Raw genomic sequence first — 21,901 nt, 5'->3', positions numbered from 1 at the left:
TCGCTTATCCTTTAATCGCAGCAACGATCTTTTTAGCTGCGTCAGTCAAGTTGTCTGCTGGAGTGATGTTCAAGCCAGACTCTTTCAACATTTTTTTACCAAGTTCTACGTTTGTACCTTCAAGACGTACAACCAATGGAACTTTAAGACCCAACTCTTTAGAAGCAGCGATTACACCCTCAGCGATGATGTCACATTTCATGATACCACCGAAGATGTTAACCAAGATGCCTTTAACGTTTTTGTCTTTCAGGATGATTTTGAAAGCTTCAGTTACTTTCTCTTTGTTAGCGCCGCCGCCAACGTCCAAGAAGTTTGCAGGCTCAGCACCGTGCAATTTGATGATGTCCAAAGTCGCCATCGCAAGACCCGCACCATTTACCAAGCAACCGATGTTACCATCAAGTTTGATGAACGCTAGATCGAACTTAGAAGCTTCAATTTCAGAAGGTTCTTCTTCGTTCAAGTCGCGCATTTCAACGATATCTGGATGTCTGAACAATGAGTTTGAATCGAAGTTCATTTTAGCGTCCAGGCAAAGAACGTCGCCCTCTTTAGTTACAACTAGAGGATTGATTTCCGCGATAGAGCAATCAGTTGCGATGAACGCGTTGTAAAGACCTGAGAAGAATTTCACAGCTTTATTTACAATTTCAGGAGCCATGCCGATTTGGAAAGCCAATTCACGAGCTTGGAAAGGCATCAAACCAACAGTTGGGTCGATGTCTACTTTTTTGATCGCGTTTGGATTGTGTTCAGCAACTTCTTCGATGTCCATGCCGCCTTCAGAAGAAGCCATCATTGCAGCTCTTCCAGTTGCACGGTCGATCAAGCAAGCAACGTAGTATTCTTTAGCGATGTTGCAACCTTGTTCGATGAAAACTTTTTGAACAACTTTACCCTCAGGGCCTGTTTGGTGAGTCACCAAAGTCATGCCGATCATTTTTTTAGTGTAGTCCGCAACTTCGTCCAAAGACTTAGCAACTTTAACACCGCCACCTTTACCACGGCCACCAGCGTGAATTTGAGCTTTTACAACCCAAACTGATCCACCGATTTCTTTAGCAGCAGCAACTGCTTCTTCTGGAGAGTGAGCAAGCTTACCTTTAAGCGTTGCTACTCCGAACTTTCTCAAGACTTCTTTAGCCTGATACTCATGAATATTCATTTATTAACTCCCGAAATTTAGACTTGCGTTTGATGACCCATTCAATATCAAATCATAGACAGAAACAAGGATTACCGCTGGGCGCAGGACTGATGGAAGGTGGGCCAGAATGACGAGTGCACTACGTCTTGAAAACGTGACTGTGACTTTTGACTCACAGGTGGTTTTGCGCTCCGTAAATCTGGATATAAAGTCCGGCGAAGCTTTTGTGATTGTGGGTCCTAGCGGTCAGGGCAAAACAACTCTACTTAAAACTTTATCAGGGCTTGTAACCCCTCAAGATGGCAGAGTTTTTGTTGAACAAAACGACTGGTTAACGCTAAGCAACAAAGAGCGTTTGCCGCTGCTTAAAAAGATGGGAATTCTGTTTCAAAAAAATGCCCTGTTTGATTCTCTGACCTGTCTTGAAAATATCTGTTTTCCTCTGCGTGAAACCACTCAACTGACAGAGTGGGAAATTACAAAAAAAGCTGAGAGCTTCTTGGATGCCGTGGGGATTCCTCACGCACGAGATTTGTATCCCGACGAGATCAGCGGGGGGATGCAAAAACGCCTGGGAATAGCGCGGGCGTTGGCTCTGGATCCTAAAATTATTTTCTACGATGATCCCACGGCTGGTCTGGATCCTATCACTTCTAAAAAAATTATTTCACTGATTAAGACTTTGCAGCAGCAAAATAACTCGACAGTTGTGGCAATCACGAACGATATGAATCGCGCTTATCAGATGGCAGATCGAATTGCGATGGTGGTTGATCAAGAAGTTATTGTCACAGGAACTCCCAAAGAGACCGAGAACCACAGTGATCCAAGAGTGCGTCAGTTTGTACGCGGTCTTCTGCAAGGTCCACTGACGGCGCTTGACCCTGTCTTATAAGAACCCGTAAAATTTCTGAGTGATAGAGTTCAAAAAGATCGTCAAAAGATTTGGTGACCGCACAGTTCTTAATGGACTCTCTGCAGTTATTCGCGAAGGCGAAATCGTTTTTATTCTGGGGACTTCCGGAACGGGTAAGTCCGTTTTACTGAAAAATCTTGTGGGTCTTTTAACTCCCGACGAAGGGGAGATCTGGATCGACGGCGAAGAAGTTTCAAAATTCTCCGAGGAACAATATCTTCCGATTCGTAAAAAATGCGGCATGGTATTTCAACATCCCGCTCTTTTTGATTCACTGACGATTTTTGAAAACGTCGCTTTTGGTTTACGCCGTCAATATCAATTTCCCGAAGAAGTGATTAAAGAAAAAGTTCTGAAAGCCTTACGCCTGGTGCATTTGAGGGACGTGGAAGACAAACTTCCAGCGCAAGTTTCCTATGGAATGCAAAAGCGTGTAAGCCTAGCCCGGACCATCGCACTTGATCCTAAAATTCTGCTTTTTGATGAACCCACCACGGGACTTGATCCGGTGACGACGACAGCGGTGAATCAGTTGATTTTAGATTTATCCCGTTCTTTGAAAACAACTTCGATTGTGGTCAGTCATGACATGAATTGTGCGCTGTCCGTCGCGGATCGAATTATCGTTTTAGATAAAGGACAGATAGTCGCCATGGGAACACCTGCTGAATTAAAAAAATCAGAAGTTCCACTGGTACAAGACTTTTTGGCCGAGGTGCTGGCATGATTGCTTTAACGGTTCATATACTGGATGAAATCGGCGGCACACTTTTGTTTTTACAGAAGATTTTATCCACTATTTTTGTCAAAAAGCTAAAAACCCACGAGATATTCGTTCAAATCTGGAAAGTTTCAACTGAGTCTTTCCCAACAACAGCCATGGCGGGATTTTTTGTGGGCGCGATCATGGCGGTACAATTTGCAATGCCTATTCGCGAGTTTGGCGCCTTGGGATTCTTGGGCGGACTCGCGACCAGTGCCACGTTCCGTGAAGTGGGTCCGATGCTGATCGCCTTCATGTTAAGCGGAAAAGTAGGCGCATTTACGTCGGCAGAGTTGGGAACGATGCGCGTAACGGAACAAATTGATGCTGTTCGCTGCCTGGGCGCGGATCCCATGCAGGAAATTATCGTTCCGCGCTTTATCGGCATCGTTATATCCAGTTTTTTCCTTCTGGCAGCAGGATTGATGATGTCGGTATTCGGCGGAATGGCCTTGTCGCAAGCGTTTGCGGGCGTAACACCAGAAGAATACACGCGCCACATTCCTACGATCGTTCATCCTCTTTCAATTCTTAGTGGGATGCTAAAAAGCCTGGTTTTCGCCATCGTCTTAGCAACTATTTGTACTTATAAAGGCTACACGACCACTGGCGGAGCTAAAGGTGTCGGTCGCGCGGTGGTGGCAACGGCTGTCACTACAATGATTTGTATCGTAGTGATGGATTGGTTCACAAGCTTTTTGGGTGATGTGATTCTTCAAATGGTCAGAGGATACCGCTCATGATGACACTTCTTGCTGATACTTTCTGGGGAACATTCACTGGACCTTTCCGCCGTAAAGAGTTCTTTCAACAGCTTTACTTTGTCGCCAATCGCAGTCTTTTCATCATTGTTTTCTGTGTTTGTTTTGCGGCGGTTGTGACCATTCTTGAATCCTCTTTTCACATGAAAATGGTGATTCAAAACGATGCGATGGTTCCCGGATTTGCTGCTGTTTTGATTTTGCGTGAGTTAGCAGCCATTGTAACGGCGCTATTACTGTGTTCTCGAGTGGGTGCGGGCTATGCATCTGAAGTGGGAACGATGCAAATCACAGAACAAATTGATGCCTTAAAAATGCTTGGAATTGATCCCATCAATTACCTGGTGATTCCGCGCTTTTTCGCCTGTGTTTTAGGTGGTATCTTGTTGACGGTTGTTTCCAATATGACCTGTTTGTTCGCAGCGATGATGATCAGTCAGGCGTACTTGGGCTACACGCCCGGTATGTTCATCAGCTCTATGCACAGATTCGTGCAATTTAAAGACGTTTTATTTGCCGTAATCAAAGGCGCTTGTTTTGGCGGAGTGATTCCATTGGTTGCCTGCTATTTCGGATTCAACTGTCAGCAGGGTGCTGAGGGTGTAGGTAAGGCGACTACAAATACGGTGGTCGTGGCCTCGATTGCAATTATTGTTATCGATTTTATTTTGTCTTATACTTTTAGTTATCTTTATTGAGCCTTTTCGGGAGCGTTTATGAAAGTGGAAACCAAGGTCGGTTTGTTAGCTCTAGTAAGTCTAATCATGGTCGCAGCATTTGCTTATGCCATGGGCTTCATTGCTCCATTCTCAAATACTAAAGAACTAAATGTGATGTTTAACTTCGCTGGGGGAATTGAAGAAGGTTCTCCCGTTCGTGTAATGGGTATCAAAGTGGGCAAAGTTAAATCCATTACTTTTGATCCTGAACATAAAATGGCTGATGGTGAAGAGGTTAAGTTGCGTTTGACAATCACCATTGATAAAAAAGCCTGGACGAGTGTCCGTAAAGATTCGAAATTTTATATCAATCTTGCAGGTGTGATCGGGGAAAAGTTCTTGGAGATCTCTCCTGGAAATGCAGCGGCCGGTGAGTTTGCAAATGGGGACTATGTTCGCGGTGAAGATCCTCCGCGCATCGATCAACTCCTGTCTCAAGGATATGGATTGGCTGGAAAAGTTATCGAAATCCTGGAAAAAAATGAAGGATCGGTAACAAATACGATCAAACAGCTGGATGCTTTGACGACAAACTTTAATCGCACTCTGGTATTATTGGATAAAACGACAAAAAACCGCGAAGTATCCAGATTGCTTGATAATGCAGTCAAAATCAGCGATGACATGGCATATTTTACGACGAATCTTCGATCTAAAAAGGCTGAAGACACGTATGATTTGGTTCATAAACTTCTTTTCCGCTTGGAACCTATGGATGCCCCGGCAATCAAAAAGTTTCTTCAAGAAGAAGGTGTCAGAGCCCGTATCTTTTAGATCCTGAGCTAAAAGGAGGCCCTTATGTTTTCCCGTTTCACAGGTGTTGCAGCCATAATCTTGTTGGCATCATCAACTTCTCTGGCAGAAATCTCGACGTCCAATCTCAGCGCAGACTCTTCATCAATATCTAGCAAGGCGATCAGTATCGAGCAGGATTATAGCCAATCCATGCGCGCTGAACGCCTTGGCATGACGTATGCTTCAACATTAAATATGCGTGAAGCCCGCAAAGTGGGCGTCGGAATGTCCGTTGGTGGTCAATTAGGGCTTGTTGGAATCGCGACCGAGTTCAATTTTGAAGATGAAAACGGCGTTGTTGCCGGATTTGGCACCGGTCCAGGTTATAACTCGATCCAATTCGCATGGAAGCATGCTTTTGATGGCGATTATATCGCGCCTTATTACACGGCGGGATATTCTCGCTGGTATAATTCGATGGGGAACTCTGGATCTTGGAAAGAATCGGGGATTCTGGACCGCGTTTTGACCGCTGAAGAAAAGAAATCGGGCCGCTTCGGAACCGACTTTTTGAATGCTTCCTTGGGTCTTCAATACAATCAATTGTCCGGAGATTTTGCCGGCATTTCATGCTTTGCGGAAGTGGTTGCGATGTATGAAGTTAAACGCTCTCAACTTATTCCTTCAGGTACATTTGGTGCTCTTTATTATTTCTAATTTTTGCAAACCAATTTAAATAAAAAAGGCTCGCAGTCATGCGGGCCTTTTTCTTTTGAAACCCGCTCTGGTGGCTGATTTCAGGCATAAAAAAACCCCAGAGTTGCCTCTGGGGTTCAATGTACTAAATTAGTACAGCGTCTAACTACTTAGAAGCTTTTTTAGTCGCTTTTTTAGCAACTTTTTTAGTAGCTTTTTTAGCTACTTTTTTTGTAGTTTTCTTTGCTGCTTTTTTAGTAGCTTTTTTTGCTGCTTTCTTTGCCATGTGCTCCTCCTAGGATGCAAACGTTGTTGTTGTTACTTACTTGTAAAAAACCTTACTTAACCTAAGTCTTCCCAAATCGACCTGCGCCGTCAACAAAAAAATTGCTTGCATATTTTTTGCGATCAACAAGATCCGTGGAGGCACCTCTTGATCACCTTTTTTATGCTTTCGATGATCGGACAAGCACTTGTTCAGCGTTCTCTTGCCAACATCGCGCGGGAATTTGCGATCTCTCAACGAAGTTTGAGATCTTTGATGATCTTGAACTTCTTTGCGATCGTTTTAATCGCCGCGATTTCTGACTCAACAGTATCGCTCTGGCTTTTCTTCGGCATTCTTTTAATAAGTTTAAAGTTTTTTCCTGATTTTTTCCGCATTTTTCTTATCCAAAGACTTTCAAGAGCAGTGATCCCCGTGCTTGATAACCTGGTTTTAGGAATTCAGGCAGGAAAATCATTTCGGCAGAGCTTGCATATGGCAATCGAAAGTCAAAGCGGTTGGCAGCGCAATCAGCTGCGCGAAATTTACAATTCCATCGTCACTTCCGAAAATAAGATCGCCGCGAAATCCGCTGTGATAAAGGATTTGCAGTCAGATCTCTTGGAAATAGATCGCTCGCAAACACGCGCTCTTGATCAGGCAAAAGCACTTCGTCGGCAGTATAAAGTGGAAGAAAATTTTCGACGTAGGTCCGGACAAGTGACCCAACAAATTAAGATGCAGGCGATAATTGTCACCGCCCTTTATGGCGCGCTTTTAGCATTTGTATTTGCGCAATTTGGCTTTATGAACCACCGATTTTTAATTCTTGGCTCCCTTTTTATGTTCGTTTTGGGTCTCTTTATTATTTTTAGCGTGGGTCGGAGGATGAAATGGAAGGTGTAGCACCGCCGTTATCGTTATTACTTTGCGTGAAACGCGGTTTGGAGAAGGGTCAACCTACCAAATCGGGTGTGCTTCATTATTTAAAACGATATCAGGGAGAATTTCCGGAACAGGTGAGTCGTTGGTTGGCGCTCCTGCAGCAAGGAAAGGACACTCATGGCCTCATTAAAGAGATTTCATCGCCTCATCGGCAGGTTGTTTTGCAGCTGTTGGAGCGCGGTCTGCGCGGTGAGGCCATATATAATGTAATCGTAAGCCTTGAAGACGAACTGATTGAGGCCTGCCAGGAAGAGATCAGTACTAAGCTCGCGAGACTTCCTTTCTTATTGCTAATTCCACTGCTTTTATTTCAGTTTCCTGCGTTCCTGCTGCTTCTTTTTGGTCCCTTGCTGCAAAATTTTTTTCACTCTTTGGGAGGGGGGTGATAGAGTGGCCCAGTTGGGGGAAATCCATGGCAGAGCTTGAAACTAAAAAGAAAACTGTGACGCTGGAAAAGCTGGTAAGCGAGTTGATGAAAGATCAACCGAACGGCAATCTTGTGAAACAGCTGACTTCAGAGCTGGGAATGGATTATTCCGTAGATCCAATGACTCAAATGAATACAGTATTGCAGTCCATGAACACAGTCTTACTTCAACCCAACAGAAGAAGAGACTTAGAAAGCTAGTCGATCATGTCACAAATCTATAATTCGATCCTGGAAACCATCGGTAACACACCGATTGTGGAACTTCACAATGTAGCCAAAGGTTCTAAACACAAATTCTTCGCGAAAGTGGAGTATTTCAATCCGGGCGGGAGCATTAAGGATCGCGTCGCTGTTGCGATGATTGAAGAAGCCGAAAAACGCGGTGATTTAAAACCCGGAGGTACGATCGTAGAGGCTACTTCTGGAAATACGGGCGTAGGCTTGGCACTCGCTGCCGTGATTAAGGGTTACAAGTGTATCTTTGTGATGCCGGAGAAAATGTCTGAAGAAAAGAGAGCCATTTTAAAAGCATATGGCGCCCAAGTGGTCATCACGCCTATGGTGGAGCCGGATCATCCTTTGAGCCACTACAATGTCTCGAAAAAAATCGCAGACGGTGTTCCAGGTGGTTTTTTAGTGAATCAGTACCACAACAAAGACAACCCAGCTCGTCACTATAAGACGACTGGTCCAGAAATTTGGAAACAAACGGATGGCAAAGTCGATGTCATCGTGGGTGGTGCGGGTACTGGTGGGACTCTTTCTGGTTGCGCTAAATATCTTAAAGAGCAAAAAGCTTCCGTAAAAGTCATTTGCGCCGATCCTATCGGATCGATTTTGTATGATTTGTTCTATCATAAGAAAATTGTCGATCCCCCAGGTTCTTACAAGGTCGAGGGTATTGGCGAAGACATGCTTCCAGACAATGTTCATTTGGATATTTATGACGGCTTTGTTCGAGTCAGTGATCCCGAGGCTTTCGCGATGACAAGACGCTTGGTCGCGGAAGAAGGCTTGTTGGTTGGTCCTTCAAGTGGAACAGCTATGGTGGCCGCAATGAAGTATGCTGAAACGTTGGAAAAACCATCAAATATCGTCGTGATTTTCCCAGATAGCGGCCGCCAATATCTGAGCAAGGCATTTAACGATCAATGGATGGTGGAAAACAGTTTCTTGAAGGCTGAAGATACGAAAAATGTCTTCAATCGCGTTGTTTCCGCTGAAGAAGCCCTAAAAAATCTTTCTAAATAATAGGTGCAGATATGAAAACAACAGATTCTAAACTTGGTTTTGCGACTCGTGCGATTCATGCTGGACAAGCTCCAGATCCTACAACTGGAGCGATCATGACTCCGGTTTACATGACCTCGACTTATGTACAATCTTCTCCGGGCGTTCATAAAGGTTGGGAGTATTCTCGTACTCACAATCCAACTCGTCGCGCTTATGAAAATTGCATGGCAAGTCTTGAAAGCGGTAAATATGGCTTCGCATTTGCCTCAGGTTGCGCCGCAACGACTGTGATTTTGCACCTTATTAAAGGTGGTGATCATGTTATCGCGATGGACGATATGTACGGCGGCACTTTTCGCTTGTTTGATAAAGTTCTAAGACACGATGGTATGGAGTTTTCTTTCATTGATTTGACGAAAGTTGAAAACTTCGAAAAGGCGATCAAGCCAAATACGAAAATGGTGTGGTTGGAAACTCCGACAAATCCGACATTGAAGTTGGTCGACATCAAAAAAATCTGCGCGATCGCGAAAGCGAAAGGCATCATCGTAGCCGTTGATAACACGTTCATGAGTCCTTACTTCCAGCGTCCATTGGAATTGGGTGCGGATATCGTAGTGCACTCGGCGACTAAATATATCGGTGGTCACAGTGACGTGGTTGGCGGTGTGGCAGTGACTTCGCGTGAAGACATCGCTGAGCGCATGGCTTTCTTAAGTAACTCGATGGGACCGATCCAAGGACCATTTGATTCATTCATGTGCTTAAGAAGTTTGAAAACTTTACCTTTGCGTATGAAGGCTCACCAGGAAAACGCGATGGCGATCGCACGTTTCTTGGAAGGTCATTCGAAAGTTGAAAAAGTGATTTACCCAGGTTTGGAAAGTCATCCGCAGCATGCCTTGGCGAAAGAGCAAATGCATGGATATGGCGGCATGATCACTTTCTATATCAAAGGTGGAATCGAAGCGGCCCGTAAGTTCTTGGAAAGCGTAGAAATCTTTGCTTTGGCAGAGAGTTTGGGTGGTGTAGAGAGCTTGATCGAACACCCAGCGATTATGACGCATGCCTCCGTGCCAGCTGAAAACCGCAAGGCTCTAGGTATCGACGACACGCTAATCAGACTGTCTGTGGGTATTGAAGACCTTACTGACCTGCTTTCAGACCTAAAATCTGCATTCGACAAAGTCTAATTGTTGACAGGCAAGGGGGGCAAAAGTTAAACCAATGTCTCTCTTAACGACAGTCTAGAGATTTCCGAATGGCTTGGTAGCTCAGTTGGTAGAGCAGAGGACTGAAAATCCTTGTGTCGGCGGTTCAATTCCGTCTCAAGCCACCATTTTTTAAGATTTATATCCCGCTCACAAAGCGGGATTTTTTTTGCCCAAAAACGAAAAAAGGGCCTCTTTCGAGACCCTTTTTTTAAGGCTTACTTCTTTTCAAGCAAGCTTCTTAACATCCAAGCTGTTTTCTCGTGAACTTGAAGTCTTTGAGTCAAAAGATCTGCTGTTGGTTCGTCACTTGCTTTTTCAACAACAGCGAACAGGCCACGAGCAGTGCGAGCAACAGTTTCCTGACCAAGAACAAGCGTCTCGATCATTTTTGTCGCGCTCAATTTTTCTCCTGGAACTTCTTTGATAGAAGAAAGTTTAGAGAACTCAGCATACGTACCTGGAGCGTAGTGTCCCAATGCACGAATACGTTCTGCGATCAAATCAACGGCCAACGCCAATTCATTATATTGAGTTTCAAACATCAAATGCAAAGTTTGGAACATGGGTCCTTCGACATTCCAATGAAAGTTGTGAGTTTGAAGATAAAGAGTGTAAGTGTCGGCCAAAAGAGTCGAAAGACCTTTTGCGATTTCTTTTCTGTCTTTGTCGTTAATACCAATATTGATTTTCATCGTGGCCTCCTATAGCGCCACTTATCTTAGACCAAATAGATCAATGTTTGAAATGAAAATGAAATGCGACTCGACCGGAAATATTATTTCTTGGAAACGAATTTACTATTGGCGATATAAAAGCGTAATGGCCATTCAGCGGCTTCGCCTGCATAATCTACGCCGATCCGTGGTTTAGAAACAATCTGACTTTTTGGAATATTGAGCCCATCATCCGAAAGATAAAGTGGGGAGTTTTTCCTCCATAAAGCGACTCCATCGTGTTCTTTAGTGATTTCATAATGACGGCATAATTTTCCAGGACCATTCGACACCAGCATCGATTTATTAAACGTCGCACTCAATGGAAGCGGTTCCACGGCACGAATCAAAATAGCTTCGGGGTGCTCTTCAGTTCGAGTCACAATATTCAGACAATTATACATTCCATAGATCATATAGACGTAACTATGGCCCCCGGACAGATACATTGATTTCACGCGGGGAGTTTGACGACCGCCGAAAGTATGACAGGCAGGATCTTGGATGCCCAGATATGCTTCCACTTCAACAATGCGTGCCAGTTGCTCTTGGCCAGTGGTTTTTATGTGCAGAGTTTTTCCCAGCAGGGATTTTGCCACTGACGTTGTATCCTCAAAATAGAAATCTTGAGGAATGATACTCATGGCGTTCTTACGACAAAGCTGATCTGACGACCGGCTTGTTCCTTATCGCGACGGTGGGAGTGAAAGAATTGATCTTTCACAGTATCGATGTGCAAGGTTGAGACATTCTCTAAGGAAATTCCCTGGGATTCCAATTGAGCTTTCACGATCAAATTAATATCCACCAGACTCTTCTCTGTGGATAGGTCTGTGTAAAACATCTCTTTTTCCTCGCGAGACGTTTCTAGAAGACTAGCCAGGATCTGATCGCGCACATCATGACCCACTTCAAAGCTGTCTTTTTGAATGTGGGGACCGATGGCAACTTCAATTTCCTGAGGAGGAATTCCGCGTTTAACCATATCGCGAATCGTATTGATTAAAATACGGTTCGCAACTCCGCGCCAGCCGGCGTGAACACCAGCAATGGTGCCGCTTTTAGCGTGATAGAACAAAGCAGGAACGCAGTCAGCCGTGACCACGCACAAAGCTAGATAGCGAGCCGAGGAAATATGTCCGTCGGCGTTCACTTGGTAATCAAGCGACGCATCTTTCGATTCCACCACGATATCGCTGTGAGTTTGCTTAACGCGAACGAAATCAAAGTGAGGATAAGCAGCTTTCAGATTTTGAATTTGTGACTCTTTGCCACCGAAAAAGTAAGTTACATGAGAGTTTTTAATCTCATATCCCAAAGGAGTTCTTTCTATATTCATACCAAACCCCATTTTTTAATCAGTGAAAGAATATCTTCCGGCCAATCTTGTTTAAAGAACATGCGCTCTTGAGTGCGTGGGTGAGTGAAGCCCAGCTCAGCCGCGTGGAGCAAGAATCTTGGAAGGGCGCGAAGGTCTTCTTGGATTTGGCGTTGTTCAACGGATTTGATTTTTCGATCAGCTCCGTAAAGTGTGTCACCCGCAATCGGCAAACCATTTTCAGAAAGGTGAACGCGAATCTGATGAGTCCGTCCGGTTTCTAGCTTAAGCTTCATATAGCTAAGACCGCTTTTACGATTCACAGTTTCGTAGTGAGTAACGGCCCACTTCCCAACCATTGGTGGATCCTCTTGATCTTGCAAAGGACGACGATCATCGCCCACGACTGAGGCATATTTTTTACGATCAACAGGATGACGAGCCAAAAAGCTTTTGATAGTTCCGCTTAAATTGCGAGCGGTCCCAATGGTCACCGCATAGTAAATGCGATGAGTGCTGCGCTCTTTGAATTGCGAAGTTAAAGACTCGTGGGCTTTATCGTTTTTAGCAACGACGATGATTCCACTGGTTTCTTTATCCAGACGGTGAACGATACCAGGTCGCTCTTCTCCAAATTTCATGGAAAGATCATCCGTGTGCGAGATCAACGCATTCACTAAAGTATCGTGTGCATGGCCTGCAGCTGGATGGACCACCAATCCCGCTGGCTTGTTGATCACGATTACATCTGAATCTTCAAATAAAACATCTAACTTTAAATCGTAGGACTGAAGTTCTGTTGGAACCGGTGCTGGCAGAGTTATTTCCAGCTGATCTGTTGCCTTCAAAGCCAAGGAGGCCTTGGCCACCTTGCCATTTACTTTCACCAGGGAGTTTTCAATCAGGTGCGAAGCACGCGAACGAGTCTCTACTTCCGGTAACAAAGTCAGAGCTTTATCTAGACGCAAGCCAACCATCTCGGGCAGAGCGGTGATCTGAATTGTCTGTTCAGAATTTTCGGAGTTGGATTTATTTTCCAAGAGCTTGTTTGAATGTCTTCATGTAGGAGTCAGCGGCTTTTTTGTCGTCAACACCCAAAGCTCTTGCGATTTGCACCACGTAACCGCGTACAAATACAACAGCTGGAAGATTATCAGGTTCAGTTTTTTCTATGGCTTTCACGTACCACGCGTTGATCTTAGTGATCTCGCTCATACGTTCAACAGTAATGCCTTTGTATTCGCGAACTTTTTTAAGGAAGTCGCCAGTCCAATTTTCTTGGGCTTTGATCTCTGCTTCGAACTTTTCGTCTTTAGTGTAAGCAGCAGCAGGTTTTTTTTCAGTCGCTTTAACTTCAACTGGGGCAACCTTTTTGCTCGCTTCAACGATAGAAGCGTAAGTCAGATCATTTAGAGATGCCATTCCGCTTAACAGTCTTTGGTCGTAGATGTTTCTCAGGATCTTGTTACCAAGAACTTGATACGCTTCCTCGATCAGGACCAGAAACTCACGAGCTTCATGTTCAGAAAAAATAGTATAGATAGCTGGATTTTCACCAGAATAGGTATTGCGAGCACGTTCATACGCCGCAGTCACTTCGTGCTGAGGTGAGTTTGCAGGTAATTCAAGAATTTCATAGTAATTAGAACGTGTTGTCGCTTCCATGCACCTATTATACTACGGCGCGAAGTTCCTCGGGATCAATAAGTTGTTTGCACGTGGTCAAAAATTGTCCTGCTAGCCCCGTGAAGGGTTGTGCAAATAGTACGTGTTCACGCCCCTTTACCGACTGCCACACTGCATTGTCAAAGTCGATTGAAGCAGCGAAATCAATACTAAGGTCGTAGTACTTATTGCAGACACTCTTCATTCCATAACCCAGCTCAGAATGATTTTGATAGCGGCAACTGTTAACGATCAAACGAACCGGCTTAGCCGTTAAACTTTCAAAGAAGTCGTAATTCAAACCCGTTTGCTCTTTAAGATATGAACGGAATGAAAACGGTTTACCCAAAGTTCTTTGGCGATGGCTGCGCAAAGTAGTCAGCATGTTGCCGTAAGCATCGGGAGTGGAATCTTGCTTTAGAGAATGGCAAACGAAAGCTTCAATGAAGCGATAAGTTTTTTCGATGCTGGTTGGTTCTGGTGACGTCACCAGAAATTTTTCATCAGCCGCTTTGAACAGCTCCAAGTGTGCTTCCAAAGCACCAGCTCCCAAATCAACAATCACGTAATCTGCGCGAAGGGCGTGGATTTGCGGAATCAAGTTTGCGATTTGATCCATGGTGAAATCGATTGGCGACCAGGAATCCCAGAAGCCTTGAACATAGGAAAGATTCGAGTACTGAGTCGGAATCACCAGGTCTTGAAGAGTTTTAACGCCTTCAAAGTAGTGACGGATATTCATGTGAGAAGGATTTACGCCAAGAACTGTGTGAATGTTTGCGCCACTTAAATCCAAATCAACAATCACTACTGTGTGACCAAGTTTGGAGAGCGTGATGCCCAAGCTCGAAGAGACAAAGGTTTTTCCCACGCCGCCTTTTCCAGATGCCGTCACCCAAAGTTTCGCAGGGAATTTTTCATTGGAAGAAGTTTTGAAGTTCAAAGGTTCAACATTGTCGTTTTCGAAGTCTCGTTCCATGGACTGTCCTATTTCAACGGGGAAATTAAAATTCCTTTTTTTGTCTCTTCGGCTTCAGATGCGCGAATATAAAGGGGAATAAACGATTTCCAGTCTAAAGTTTGTCCACGTTGAGCACGTTTTTCCGCCATCAAACCCAGAGTGCGCGCTTGCGGCTCATCCGGAAATTTCGAATCCCGATGCATTTTGCTTTTCATGTTTTCCGGAAAATACTCGTGATAAGTTTCCCAACCGTCGCCCACAACCATCACTTCCATGTCAATATGTTGGGATAATTCGCGAACGGGAATTGCCGCTGGACCTTTTAGATAAACAGGTTCTTCACCTGAACAATCAAAAAGTCCCAGGTATACCATGTTCTTGTAAGCATTCATGATTGCCAGAACTGGCAGTGTTGATGGACGAGCTTGTTCGGCTAACAACATCAGTGAATCAATGGTCACCATGGGCTTATTAAAGCTATACGCGTAAGTCTTGCCAGCGTTGGCTGCTACACGAATACCTGTAAAACTCCCTGGTCCCTGACCGACAGCAAACACGTCGATTTCCTCGAGTTTCAAACCCGCAGTTTTCAAACAGTTTTCCACGAAGGGGGAGATAATTTCTGTATGGGACTTTTGTCGCTGAGAGGATTCCTCAGCGACAACTTTTCCGTCTTGAATGACAGCCACTCCACCAAGCAGAGTGCTGGTTTCCATGGCTAGAATTTTCATAGACCGAATAGGCGAGTAAAGTCATTGAACAGGGCAAAGACCATCAAACTCATTAAGAGCGCCATACCTACTTGTTGGGCAATTTCCATTTTACGAAGACTTAAAGGCGCACCTTTAACAACTTCGATCACATAGAACACCAAGTGACCACCGTCCAAAACTGGAATCGGTAGCAAGTTCAGGATGAACAAGTTCACAGAGATGATCGCCATCATTTGCAAGAATGGCGTAATACCCATTTTATAAGTTTCACCTGCCGCCTGACCAATAGACAGAACGCCCCCGATATTTTTCGGAGAGATCTTTGCTTCAAACAGACGAACAAAGCTCATCACTGTCATTACAGTGAAGTCCCAAGTTTTTTCTGTCCCACGCACCACGGCCTCAAGTGGATTGTTTGTACGAACCACCAAAGTGTCTGGCAATGCCAAGTTAACAACAGGAGCGATACCAATCGTATAGCGTTTTTCTTCGCTACCAGCTGCTGTCATTTGCGTTGTCATTTTAGGCGTGATTTTCAAATCAACATTCTGACCTTCACGCAAAACTTTGATGTCGACAGGATTTTTACCATCGAAGGATTTGATGTTAGCAATAACATCGTCCCATTTATTCAAAGTTACGCTATTGATTGCAACCAGGCGGTCGCCCTCTTTAATGCCCGCAGCTTTCGCTGGTGAATTATCCATTACTTTAGAAAGGTAAAGCTCGGAAGACTCAAGGCCCAATGCTGACAAGCTGAAAGATTTCATGCTTTCAAGCGGCGCCATCGTCACAGTAATTGGCTTGTCAGTTTTGTCGCCTTCGCGTTTACCCATGACTTCCAAAGTTAAAGTGTCCTTGGAGTTCATTTTAGCAAGCGTTGATTCCAGATCTCTCCAGTAAGCGATTTTTGTTCCGTTGATGCCAACGATGGAATCGCCCGTGCGCAAGCCCAACGCATAAAGCGGTGAGTTTGCAATTACGCCCACAGTTGTTCCGGCAGACATTGCTGTCAGACCGTCAACATTAGCAACGTAGTTGAATGAGCTTAAGATGTTTGGATTCGGTTCAGCCTTCGCAACAACAGAGATCTTAGATTGCTCTTGGCTGCCTTGGTGTTGAACCACGACATCAAGATGCAGATCTTGTTCATGTTTTAGGCTAAGCGTTTTTTGGATTTCTTCCCAAGTAGCGATCTGTTTGTCGTTAATGGAAATGACTTTGTCGCCCGAGCGGAAACCAGCTTCATACGCGGCAGATTTTGGATTGATATCACCAAGCACTGGCATTTTTGCATCTTCGCCAACCAAGGCAACGATACCTAAAACCAAAATCGCAAAAAAGAAATTCATCAACGGACCCGCAAGAACCACGGCGATACGTTGCCACACTGTTTTGTGGGTGAATGAAACTTTTTTGTCTTCTTCAGAAATATTTTCGCCTGGTTGTTCACCAAACATTTTTACGTAACCACCCAGTGGCACGATGGAAAGCGCATAGGTTGTATCGCCTTTTTTATATTTCAGGATTTTTTTGCCAAAGCCCAAGCTGAATACTTCGACTCTAACGCCACACCAGCGAGCCACAAGGAAGTGACCAAGCTCATGCACGAAAATCAAAATTCCGAGCAATACAACGAAAGGAATAACGACTGACAAACCACTATTGATGTAATTTAGAAGCATTTCCATCCGGTTATTCTAATTGGATCGAGCTATTCCGAGCTACTAAATTACAAACTTTATGTCGAGGTGCTCGACTTTATTCTTACGACAAAAGATGAGATAGGATCACAACGCCAAGCAAAACTACCGGACTTGCGAATAGGACACCGTCAATTCGATCTAGGACGCCGCCGTGCCCCGGCATGATCTTTCCTGAGTCTTTGACCTCAGCGACACGCTTAAGAAGTGATTCGAAGAAATCTCCGAACTGACCGACATATCCTGAGACAGCTGCCAGTCCCACAATGAAATACCCCGAGAACTCTGGTAGTAAATACTTCCAGCAAATTGTTCCCGCAACTACGGAGCCCAAAATTCCCCCTAGGGAACCTTCCCAAGTTTTCTTAGGAGAAACCGAAGGCATCACTTTGTGTTTTCCAAACAGAACACCAAAGCAATAAGCCATTGTGTCGCCAGCGAATACAACAGCCAGTAAATAAATGAACCAGAAAATACCTTGCTCTTGATCAAGCAAACGGAAAGCGAACGAGGGCAATAATCCCACGTACATCAATCCCAAAGCAGCATTCGCTTGGAACTTCCCCATGCGCTGCAAATCGCCCGTGTTGTGAAGTTTTAGCAAACTGATGATCGTTAGCAAAATCAATGAGATGGCATAGACGATGGCGCCCAAATTCAAAGCCATTGTCGAAACCGCAAAGACGAAAAACGACAGAATTAAAAATGCCGCTCTAAGGGTTTTTGAAGTTTCAGTTTTAAATAAAATTCCCAGAAGCTCCCAAGCGCTCAGTGCAACAGCAACTGCGATAATGATTTTCAAACCTGGAATTTTCAGGAAGTAGTAAAGCGCAAAGATGATAGCCAATGCCACCAGGGCTGAAGCGGCTCTAGTTAGAAAGCTTTTCCAAGTTGTCATTTGTAGAGACCTTGCCGTAACGGCGTTGTCTCACGGAAAAAGCAGTAAGGGCTTCCTCAAGATGAGCTTCTGTGAAATTAGGCCACAGAGTTTCCGTGAAGTAGAATTCCGAATAAGCGGCCTGCCATAACAAGAAATTAGAAAGTCGTTGTTCGCCGCTTGTTCTAACAATCAAATCAGGATCTGGAGTCGGATACGTGCTTAACGAAGTGCTAATCAAAGCCTCATCGATTTCGTCAGGTTTAATAGCACCCTTGGCAACCATCTGCGCGATATCACGCACGGCCAAAGTGATTTCCTGGCGAGAGCCATAGCTCAATGCAAAGACCAAGTTCAAGCCTGTGCATTTAGATGTAGCTTCGCGAGCTTGTTGAATAGCGCTGAATACGTCAGCAGGAACTTTGGAAAGATCCCCGATCACGGAAAAGCGGATGTTTTCTTTCACCAGATTGCTGGTTTCCTTGCTTAAATAACGACGCAGAATTTTCATCAGGAAGGAAACTTCTGCCTGAGGACGGAACCAATTTTCAGTGGAGAAAGCGTAAAGCGTAAGGTTTTTGATTCCCTTACGAGAACATACAGTAATGATTTTTTTTGCGACCCGAGTACCTTTGATGTGACCAAAAGTACGTGGCTTTCGCTTGAGCTGAGCCCAACGACCGTTACCATCCATAATGATTGCAATATGCTTAGGTAGAGTCACCGGGCTCCCAAAACCTAGATTGTCAAAATTGACTTTTCTTTTTCTTCAGCGATTTGATCTACTTTTTTGATCATATCGTCTGTCACTTTTTGAATGTCTGCTTCACCTTTTTTAGCTTCGTCTTCACTAAGAGGCGCTTTTTTGTCAGCTTTCATTTTTTTGATAGCTTCATTGGCATCACGACGAGCCATACGAACAGCGACGCGTGCTTCCTCAGCGATTTTCTTAACTTGTTTAGCAAGGTCTTTACGACGTTCTTCAGTTACGTCAGGAACTTTCAAGCGAATCACTTTGCCATCGTTCATTGGAGCCATGCCCAATTCAGATTTGATGATCGCTTGTTCGATGTCTTTAAGAATGGATACTTCCCAAGGCGCGATAAGGAAAGATTTCGCATCTGGTGTAGAGATGGAAGCGACTTGTGAAAGTGGAGATGGATTTCCGTAGTAGTTTACACGAACGCCATCAAGCATAGAAACTTGTGCGCGGCCAGTACGGATTTTTTTAAGCTCTTCACCCAAAGCAAGAACAGATTTATCCATTTGAGCTTGAGCGTTCTTTTTAATCTCAGCAATTGCCATGTTGAATCTCCTTGTGGCGCCCTATTGTACCAGGGTACCGATGTTTTCACCTTGAACAGCTTTAAGGATATTACCCGGAACTGAAAGGTCAAAAGTAATAATCGGAAGTTTGTTATCCATGCACATTGAAATCGCAGTTGAGTCCATCACTTGTAGACCGCGATTTAGTACATCAATATAGCTGATCTTATCGAATTTCTTCGCATCAGCATGTTTCACAGGGTCTTTATCGTAGATACCGTCAACTTTAGTCGCCTTCATGATCACTTCAGCATCGATTTCCATCGCGCGAAGAGAAGCGGCTGTATCTGTTGTGAAATAAGGGTTTCCAGTACCTGCTCCGAAGATCACCAAGCGGTTTTTTTCCAAGTGGCGGATAGCTCTGCGGCGGATATAAGGCTCTGCGATTTCAGCCATTTCAATAGCTGTTTGTACACGAGTCGGAACACCGGCTTTTTCAAGAGCATCTTGAAGAGCCAGGGCATTGATACAAGTCGCAAGCATACCCATGTAGTCAGCACTTGCGCGATCCATACCTTCAGCAGATGCGGCAACACCACGATAGATGTTACCGCCGCCGATAACGAGACCAATTTGAACGCCTGCCTTGTAAGCTTCTGCTACGTCATTCGCAATCTGTGTGATTGTCGCAGTGTTAATGCCAGTCCCTTGCTTTCCAGCAAGAGCCTCGCCACTTAATTTCAGCAAAATACGCTTATAAACAGGCGCTTTCAAACTAGTGTCCTTTCATTTGAGCTGCAACTTCAGCTGCGAAGTCGTTGGATTTCTTTTCGATACCAGCGCCCAATTCGAAACGTACGAAACGTTTAACTGTAACGTCAGCGCCGATTTCTTTGCCAACATTTTTCGCCAAATCAGAAACTTTCAAGTCCGGATTTTTAACGAAAGCTTGGTCCATCAGGCAGTTTTCAGCCAAGAATTTACGGATTTGACCTTCAACGATTTTTTCGATCATTTCTGGTTTTTTGCCTGATTCAAGGTTTTTTGCTGTTAGGATTTCTTTCTCTTTAGAAACAACATCCGCTGGGATTTGTTCAGAAGAGATCGCCATTGGGTTCATCGCAGCGATGTGCAAAGCAACGTCTTGTGCGAATGTTTTCAATGCTGGGTTTGAAGTCGCTTCTGGTTTAGAAACGCCAACTTCAATCATCACACCGATTTTACCTTCACCGTGCACATAAGTGTGAACCAATGTGTTTGCACTAGAAGTGTACTTCTCTTGACGACGAAGAACGATTTTTTCACCGATAGTAGCAGTTGCTTCAGTGAAAAGGTCACCCAATTTTTTAGAAGGGTCTTTTGCGAAAGGTTGAGACAAAGCATCACCAGCAAGTTCAGTTTTGAACATGTGCTCAGCTACGTCAGCAGCCAAAGCTTTGAAACCGTCGTTACGAGCAACGAAGTCAGTTTCAGAGTTGATTTCCATAACAAGACCTGTGTTGCCGTTGATTAGTGCGAATACAGCACCTTCAGCAGCGATACGGTCAGCTTTTTTAGCTGCAGCGCCAAGACCTTTAACGCGCAACCATTCAACAGCAGCGTTGAAATCGCCCGAAGTCGCTTCAAGCGCCTTTTTGCAATCCATCATACCTGCGTTAGTTTTTTCTCTTAGCTCTTTAACAAGAGTAGCGGAAATAGACATTAGGAAGACTCCTTCAATTCTAATTTACACTTCGACGTCGTCGAAGTAGGGCAATCAAATAAGACTTATATAAAAGTCCCTCAGCGATACCGAGGGAGGACTTGTCACGCCGTAGCTTTTGCGGAGGCGAGACAAAGGAAAGGGTGGTCAAGCCACCCTTTCTTCAGAGACCTGACAGAAATTACTCTGCAGATTCGTCTTTGTTTTCAAGCTCAGCTTGGATCTCAACTTCTTCTGCTGTACCAGCAGCAACAAGTTTACGACCTTTGTTGGCTTTAACAACCGCAGGGCCAGCAGCTTTTTTAGGAGCTTCTTTCGCGCCAGCTTTTGCAGCAGGGGCACGACGTTTAGGAGCTGCTTCTTCGCCTTTGGCTTCTTTAGCAACGTCAGATTGTTTGTCTGTCATTGTGCGAAGTTTTTGCTCCCAAGTTTTAGAACCTTCAAGGTAAGCGTCTGCAACTAGGTTAGCGAACAATTTGATAGAACGGATAGCATCGTCGTTCCCTGGAATTGGGAAATCGATAGACTCTGGATCAGAGTTTGTATCAGCGATACCAACAACAGTCATACCCAAGCGTTTAGCTTCAGCAACTGCGATGTGTTCTTTAGGAAGGTCTACTACGAACATTACAGAAGGCATTTCTTTCATGTCGCGGATACCGTTCAAGAACTCAGACAAACGAAGGTATTCTTTTTCGATTTTTGCGCGTTCTTTTTTAGTAAGGTAGTTGAATTCGCCTTTTTCTTTCATAGCATCAACTTTGCGAAGACGATCGATAGAAGATTTGATCGTTTCGAAGTTAGTCATCATGCCGCCCAACCAACGTTTAGTAACGTAGTATTGACCGCATTTTGCTGCTGCTTCTTGAACAGGCTCGATAGCTTGTTTTTTAGTACCAACGAAGATCATGCGACCACCGTTAGCAGCGATTTCTTTTACGTATTCAGCAGCTTTATTAGCGCGAACAACAGTCTTTTGAAGGTCGATAATGTGAATACCGCCTCTAGCTGTGTATACGTAAGGTTTCATTTTTGGGTTCCAACGCTGTGTTTGGTGTCCGAAGTGAACTCCAGCGTCTAGCATTTCTTTCATGGTAACTTGTGCCATGGTAGTACGTCCTTTCTGGTTAATCCTCCTCTAGTGCAGAGCCAGCTT

The 21,901-nt window shown here is 44.5% G+C and carries 26 protein-coding genes and 1 tRNA gene; 12 read left to right on the top strand and 15 right to left on the bottom strand.

The features are described 5' to 3' along the window. Positions 1 to 4: 4 nt before the first annotated feature. Entirely contained in the window at positions 5 to 1,168 is a 1,164-nt protein-coding gene (sucC, locus tag DOM22_RS19350) for an ADP-forming succinate--CoA ligase subunit beta (RefSeq protein ID WP_142701951.1), read from the bottom strand. Between the two features lie 109 nt (positions 1,169 to 1,277). Here sucC and DOM22_RS19345 point away from each other — a divergent pair, with 109 nt between their 5' ends. The 12 genes from DOM22_RS19345 (at position 1,278) to DOM22_RS19285 (ending at position 9,952) form a co-directional block, all read left to right on the top strand. Beyond that, complete coding sequence (locus DOM22_RS19345) at positions 1,278 to 2,045, top strand: ABC transporter ATP-binding protein (RefSeq protein WP_142701950.1); 768 nt, start codon at positions 1,278 to 1,280, stop codon at positions 2,043 to 2,045. Positions 2,046 to 2,064: 19 nt separating this feature from the next. Then, positions 2,065 to 2,793, top strand: coding sequence for an ABC transporter ATP-binding protein (locus tag DOM22_RS19340; RefSeq protein WP_142701949.1), 729 nt, complete (start codon positions 2,065 to 2,067; stop codon positions 2,791 to 2,793). Next, the gene (locus tag DOM22_RS19335) at positions 2,790 to 3,572 is read left to right on the top strand and encodes an ABC transporter permease (RefSeq protein WP_142701948.1); all 783 of its coding nucleotides are present in this window, start codon (positions 2,790 to 2,792) and stop codon (positions 3,570 to 3,572) included. Before DOM22_RS19340 ends, DOM22_RS19335 begins: the two co-directional genes overlap by 4 nt. Next, positions 3,569 to 4,288 carry an ABC transporter permease gene (locus tag DOM22_RS19330; protein WP_142701947.1) on the top strand — a complete coding sequence of 240 codons (720 nt, stop codon included), beginning with the start codon at positions 3,569 to 3,571 and terminating at the stop codon, positions 4,286 to 4,288. Before DOM22_RS19335 ends, DOM22_RS19330 begins: the two co-directional genes overlap by 4 nt. Before the next feature lie 18 nt (positions 4,289 to 4,306). Beyond that, a complete protein-coding gene (locus DOM22_RS19325) occupies positions 4,307 to 5,083 on the top strand; it encodes an MlaD family protein (RefSeq protein WP_142701946.1) in 777 nt (258 codons plus the stop codon). Positions 5,084 to 5,107: 24 nt separating this feature from the next. Next, positions 5,108 to 5,761, top strand: coding sequence for a hypothetical protein (locus tag DOM22_RS19320; protein WP_142701945.1), 654 nt, complete (start codon positions 5,108 to 5,110; stop codon positions 5,759 to 5,761). Between the two features lie 412 nt (positions 5,762 to 6,173). Next, positions 6,174 to 6,911 carry a hypothetical protein gene (locus tag DOM22_RS19310; protein ID WP_142701944.1) on the top strand — a complete coding sequence of 246 codons (738 nt, stop codon included), beginning with the start codon at positions 6,174 to 6,176 and terminating at the stop codon, positions 6,909 to 6,911. Next, positions 6,899 to 7,336, top strand: a complete 438-nt coding sequence (locus tag DOM22_RS19305) for a hypothetical protein (protein WP_142701943.1) — start codon at positions 6,899 to 6,901, stop codon at positions 7,334 to 7,336. Before DOM22_RS19310 ends, DOM22_RS19305 begins: the two co-directional genes overlap by 13 nt. A gap of 26 nt (positions 7,337 to 7,362) precedes the next feature. After that, the gene (locus DOM22_RS19300; protein WP_142701942.1) at positions 7,363 to 7,578 is read left to right on the top strand and encodes a hypothetical protein; all 216 of its coding nucleotides are present in this window, start codon (positions 7,363 to 7,365) and stop codon (positions 7,576 to 7,578) included. Between the two features lie 6 nt (positions 7,579 to 7,584). Continuing rightward, complete coding sequence (locus DOM22_RS19295; protein ID WP_142701941.1) at positions 7,585 to 8,631, top strand: PLP-dependent cysteine synthase family protein; 1,047 nt, start codon at positions 7,585 to 7,587, stop codon at positions 8,629 to 8,631. Positions 8,632 to 8,642: 11 nt separating this feature from the next. Continuing rightward, positions 8,643 to 9,806 (top strand): cystathionine gamma-synthase, encoded by a 1,164-nt coding sequence (locus DOM22_RS19290; RefSeq protein WP_142701940.1) that lies wholly within the window; start codon positions 8,643 to 8,645, stop codon positions 9,804 to 9,806. A 70-nt stretch (positions 9,807 to 9,876) separates the two neighbouring features. Beyond that, positions 9,877 to 9,952: transfer RNA gene (locus DOM22_RS19285), tRNA-Phe, on the top strand. Between the two features lie 90 nt (positions 9,953 to 10,042). Here the strand turns inward: DOM22_RS19285 and DOM22_RS19280 are convergent. The 14 genes from DOM22_RS19280 to rpsB form a co-directional block, all read right to left on the bottom strand. Then, complete coding sequence (locus DOM22_RS19280; RefSeq protein ID WP_142701939.1) at positions 10,043 to 10,519, bottom strand: Dps family protein; 477 nt, start codon at positions 10,517 to 10,519, stop codon at positions 10,043 to 10,045. 83 nt (positions 10,520 to 10,602) lie between these two features. Continuing rightward, positions 10,603 to 11,184, bottom strand: coding sequence for a DNA-3-methyladenine glycosylase (locus tag DOM22_RS19275; protein WP_142701938.1), 582 nt, complete (start codon positions 11,182 to 11,184; stop codon positions 10,603 to 10,605). Continuing rightward, complete coding sequence (pgeF, locus tag DOM22_RS19270) at positions 11,181 to 11,879, bottom strand: peptidoglycan editing factor PgeF (RefSeq protein WP_142701937.1); 699 nt, start codon at positions 11,877 to 11,879, stop codon at positions 11,181 to 11,183. The genes DOM22_RS19275 and pgeF overlap by 4 nt, the downstream gene beginning before the upstream one ends. Beyond that, entirely contained in the window at positions 11,876 to 12,898 is a 1,023-nt protein-coding gene (locus tag DOM22_RS19265; RefSeq protein ID WP_246845762.1) for an RluA family pseudouridine synthase, read from the bottom strand. Before DOM22_RS19265 ends, pgeF begins: the two co-directional genes overlap by 4 nt. Further along, positions 12,888 to 13,523 carry a helix-turn-helix transcriptional regulator gene (locus DOM22_RS19260; protein ID WP_142701936.1) on the bottom strand — a complete coding sequence of 212 codons (636 nt, stop codon included), beginning with the start codon at positions 13,521 to 13,523 and terminating at the stop codon, positions 12,888 to 12,890. The genes DOM22_RS19265 and DOM22_RS19260 overlap by 11 nt, the downstream gene beginning before the upstream one ends. A gap of 7 nt (positions 13,524 to 13,530) precedes the next feature. Continuing rightward, positions 13,531 to 14,502 carry a P-loop NTPase gene (locus tag DOM22_RS19255; RefSeq protein WP_142701935.1) on the bottom strand — a complete coding sequence of 324 codons (972 nt, stop codon included), beginning with the start codon at positions 14,500 to 14,502 and terminating at the stop codon, positions 13,531 to 13,533. 8 nt (positions 14,503 to 14,510) lie between these two features. After that, positions 14,511 to 15,215, bottom strand: coding sequence for a tRNA (adenosine(37)-N6)-threonylcarbamoyltransferase complex dimerization subunit type 1 TsaB (gene tsaB / locus DOM22_RS19250; RefSeq protein WP_142701934.1), 705 nt, complete (start codon positions 15,213 to 15,215; stop codon positions 14,511 to 14,513). After that, complete coding sequence (rseP, locus tag DOM22_RS19245) at positions 15,212 to 16,888, bottom strand: RIP metalloprotease RseP (RefSeq protein WP_142701933.1); 1,677 nt, start codon at positions 16,886 to 16,888, stop codon at positions 15,212 to 15,214. Before rseP ends, tsaB begins: the two co-directional genes overlap by 4 nt. A 76-nt stretch (positions 16,889 to 16,964) precedes the next feature. Beyond that, a complete protein-coding gene (locus DOM22_RS19240) occupies positions 16,965 to 17,798 on the bottom strand; it encodes a phosphatidate cytidylyltransferase (RefSeq protein ID WP_142701932.1) in 834 nt (277 codons plus the stop codon). Beyond that, on the bottom strand, positions 17,770 to 18,501 hold the full coding sequence (locus DOM22_RS19235; protein ID WP_142701931.1) for an isoprenyl transferase: 732 nt from the start codon (positions 18,499 to 18,501) through the stop codon (positions 17,770 to 17,772). Before DOM22_RS19235 ends, DOM22_RS19240 begins: the two co-directional genes overlap by 29 nt. Before the next feature lie 14 nt (positions 18,502 to 18,515). Further along, a complete protein-coding gene (gene frr, locus DOM22_RS19230; protein ID WP_142701930.1) occupies positions 18,516 to 19,082 on the bottom strand; it encodes a ribosome recycling factor in 567 nt (188 codons plus the stop codon). Between the two features lie 21 nt (positions 19,083 to 19,103). Continuing rightward, positions 19,104 to 19,817, bottom strand: coding sequence for a UMP kinase (gene pyrH / locus DOM22_RS19225; RefSeq protein ID WP_142701929.1), 714 nt, complete (start codon positions 19,815 to 19,817; stop codon positions 19,104 to 19,106). Between the two features lies 1 nt (position 19,818). Then, positions 19,819 to 20,745 (bottom strand): translation elongation factor Ts, encoded by a 927-nt coding sequence (tsf, locus tag DOM22_RS19220; protein ID WP_142701928.1) that lies wholly within the window; start codon positions 20,743 to 20,745, stop codon positions 19,819 to 19,821. A gap of 181 nt (positions 20,746 to 20,926) precedes the next feature. Continuing rightward, entirely contained in the window at positions 20,927 to 21,853 is a 927-nt protein-coding gene (gene rpsB, locus DOM22_RS19215) for a 30S ribosomal protein S2 (protein WP_142701927.1), read from the bottom strand. Positions 21,854 to 21,901 lie beyond the last annotated feature (48 nt).

This window comes from Bdellovibrio sp. ZAP7 (assembly GCF_006874645.1).
In the GTDB taxonomy this organism is placed as follows: Bacteria; Bdellovibrionota; Bdellovibrionia; order Bdellovibrionales; family Bdellovibrionaceae; genus Bdellovibrio.
This window is presented reverse-complemented; position numbering and strand designations above follow the sequence as displayed.

Coding starts and splice junctions, on each gene's coding strand:
- sucC (WP_142701951.1), bottom strand. CDS start 1,168: ATGAATATTCATGAGTATCAGGCTAAAGAAGTCTTGAGAAAGTTCGGA.
- DOM22_RS19345 (WP_142701950.1), top strand. CDS start 1,278: ATGACGAGTGCACTACGTCTTGAAAACGTGACTGTGACTTTTGACTCA.
- DOM22_RS19335 (WP_142701948.1), top strand. CDS start 2,790: ATGATTGCTTTAACGGTTCATATACTGGATGAAATCGGCGGCACACTT.
- DOM22_RS19330 (WP_142701947.1), top strand. CDS start 3,569: ATGATGACACTTCTTGCTGATACTTTCTGGGGAACATTCACTGGACCT.
- DOM22_RS19325 (WP_142701946.1), top strand. CDS start 4,307: ATGAAAGTGGAAACCAAGGTCGGTTTGTTAGCTCTAGTAAGTCTAATC.
- DOM22_RS19320 (WP_142701945.1), top strand. CDS start 5,108: ATGTTTTCCCGTTTCACAGGTGTTGCAGCCATAATCTTGTTGGCATCA.
- DOM22_RS19305 (WP_142701943.1), top strand. CDS start 6,899: ATGGAAGGTGTAGCACCGCCGTTATCGTTATTACTTTGCGTGAAACGC.
- DOM22_RS19300 (WP_142701942.1), top strand. CDS start 7,363: ATGGCAGAGCTTGAAACTAAAAAGAAAACTGTGACGCTGGAAAAGCTG.
- DOM22_RS19295 (WP_142701941.1), top strand. CDS start 7,585: ATGTCACAAATCTATAATTCGATCCTGGAAACCATCGGTAACACACCG.
- DOM22_RS19290 (WP_142701940.1), top strand. CDS start 8,643: ATGAAAACAACAGATTCTAAACTTGGTTTTGCGACTCGTGCGATTCAT.
- DOM22_RS19280 (WP_142701939.1), bottom strand. CDS start 10,519: ATGAAAATCAATATTGGTATTAACGACAAAGACAGAAAAGAAATCGCA.
- DOM22_RS19275 (WP_142701938.1), bottom strand. CDS start 11,184: ATGAGTATCATTCCTCAAGATTTCTATTTTGAGGATACAACGTCAGTG.
- pgeF (WP_142701937.1), bottom strand. CDS start 11,879: ATGAATATAGAAAGAACTCCTTTGGGATATGAGATTAAAAACTCTCAT.
- DOM22_RS19260 (WP_142701936.1), bottom strand. CDS start 13,523: ATGGAAGCGACAACACGTTCTAATTACTATGAAATTCTTGAATTACCT.
- DOM22_RS19255 (WP_142701935.1), bottom strand. CDS start 14,502: ATGGAACGAGACTTCGAAAACGACAATGTTGAACCTTTGAACTTCAAA.
- tsaB (WP_142701934.1), bottom strand. CDS start 15,215: ATGAAAATTCTAGCCATGGAAACCAGCACTCTGCTTGGTGGAGTGGCT.
- rseP (WP_142701933.1), bottom strand. CDS start 16,888: ATGGAAATGCTTCTAAATTACATCAATAGTGGTTTGTCAGTCGTTATT.
- DOM22_RS19240 (WP_142701932.1), bottom strand. CDS start 17,798: ATGACAACTTGGAAAAGCTTTCTAACTAGAGCCGCTTCAGCCCTGGTG.
- frr (WP_142701930.1), bottom strand. CDS start 19,082: ATGGCAATTGCTGAGATTAAAAAGAACGCTCAAGCTCAAATGGATAAA.
- tsf (WP_142701928.1), bottom strand. CDS start 20,745: ATGTCTATTTCCGCTACTCTTGTTAAAGAGCTAAGAGAAAAAACTAAC.
- rpsB (WP_142701927.1), bottom strand. CDS start 21,853: ATGGCACAAGTTACCATGAAAGAAATGCTAGACGCTGGAGTTCACTTC.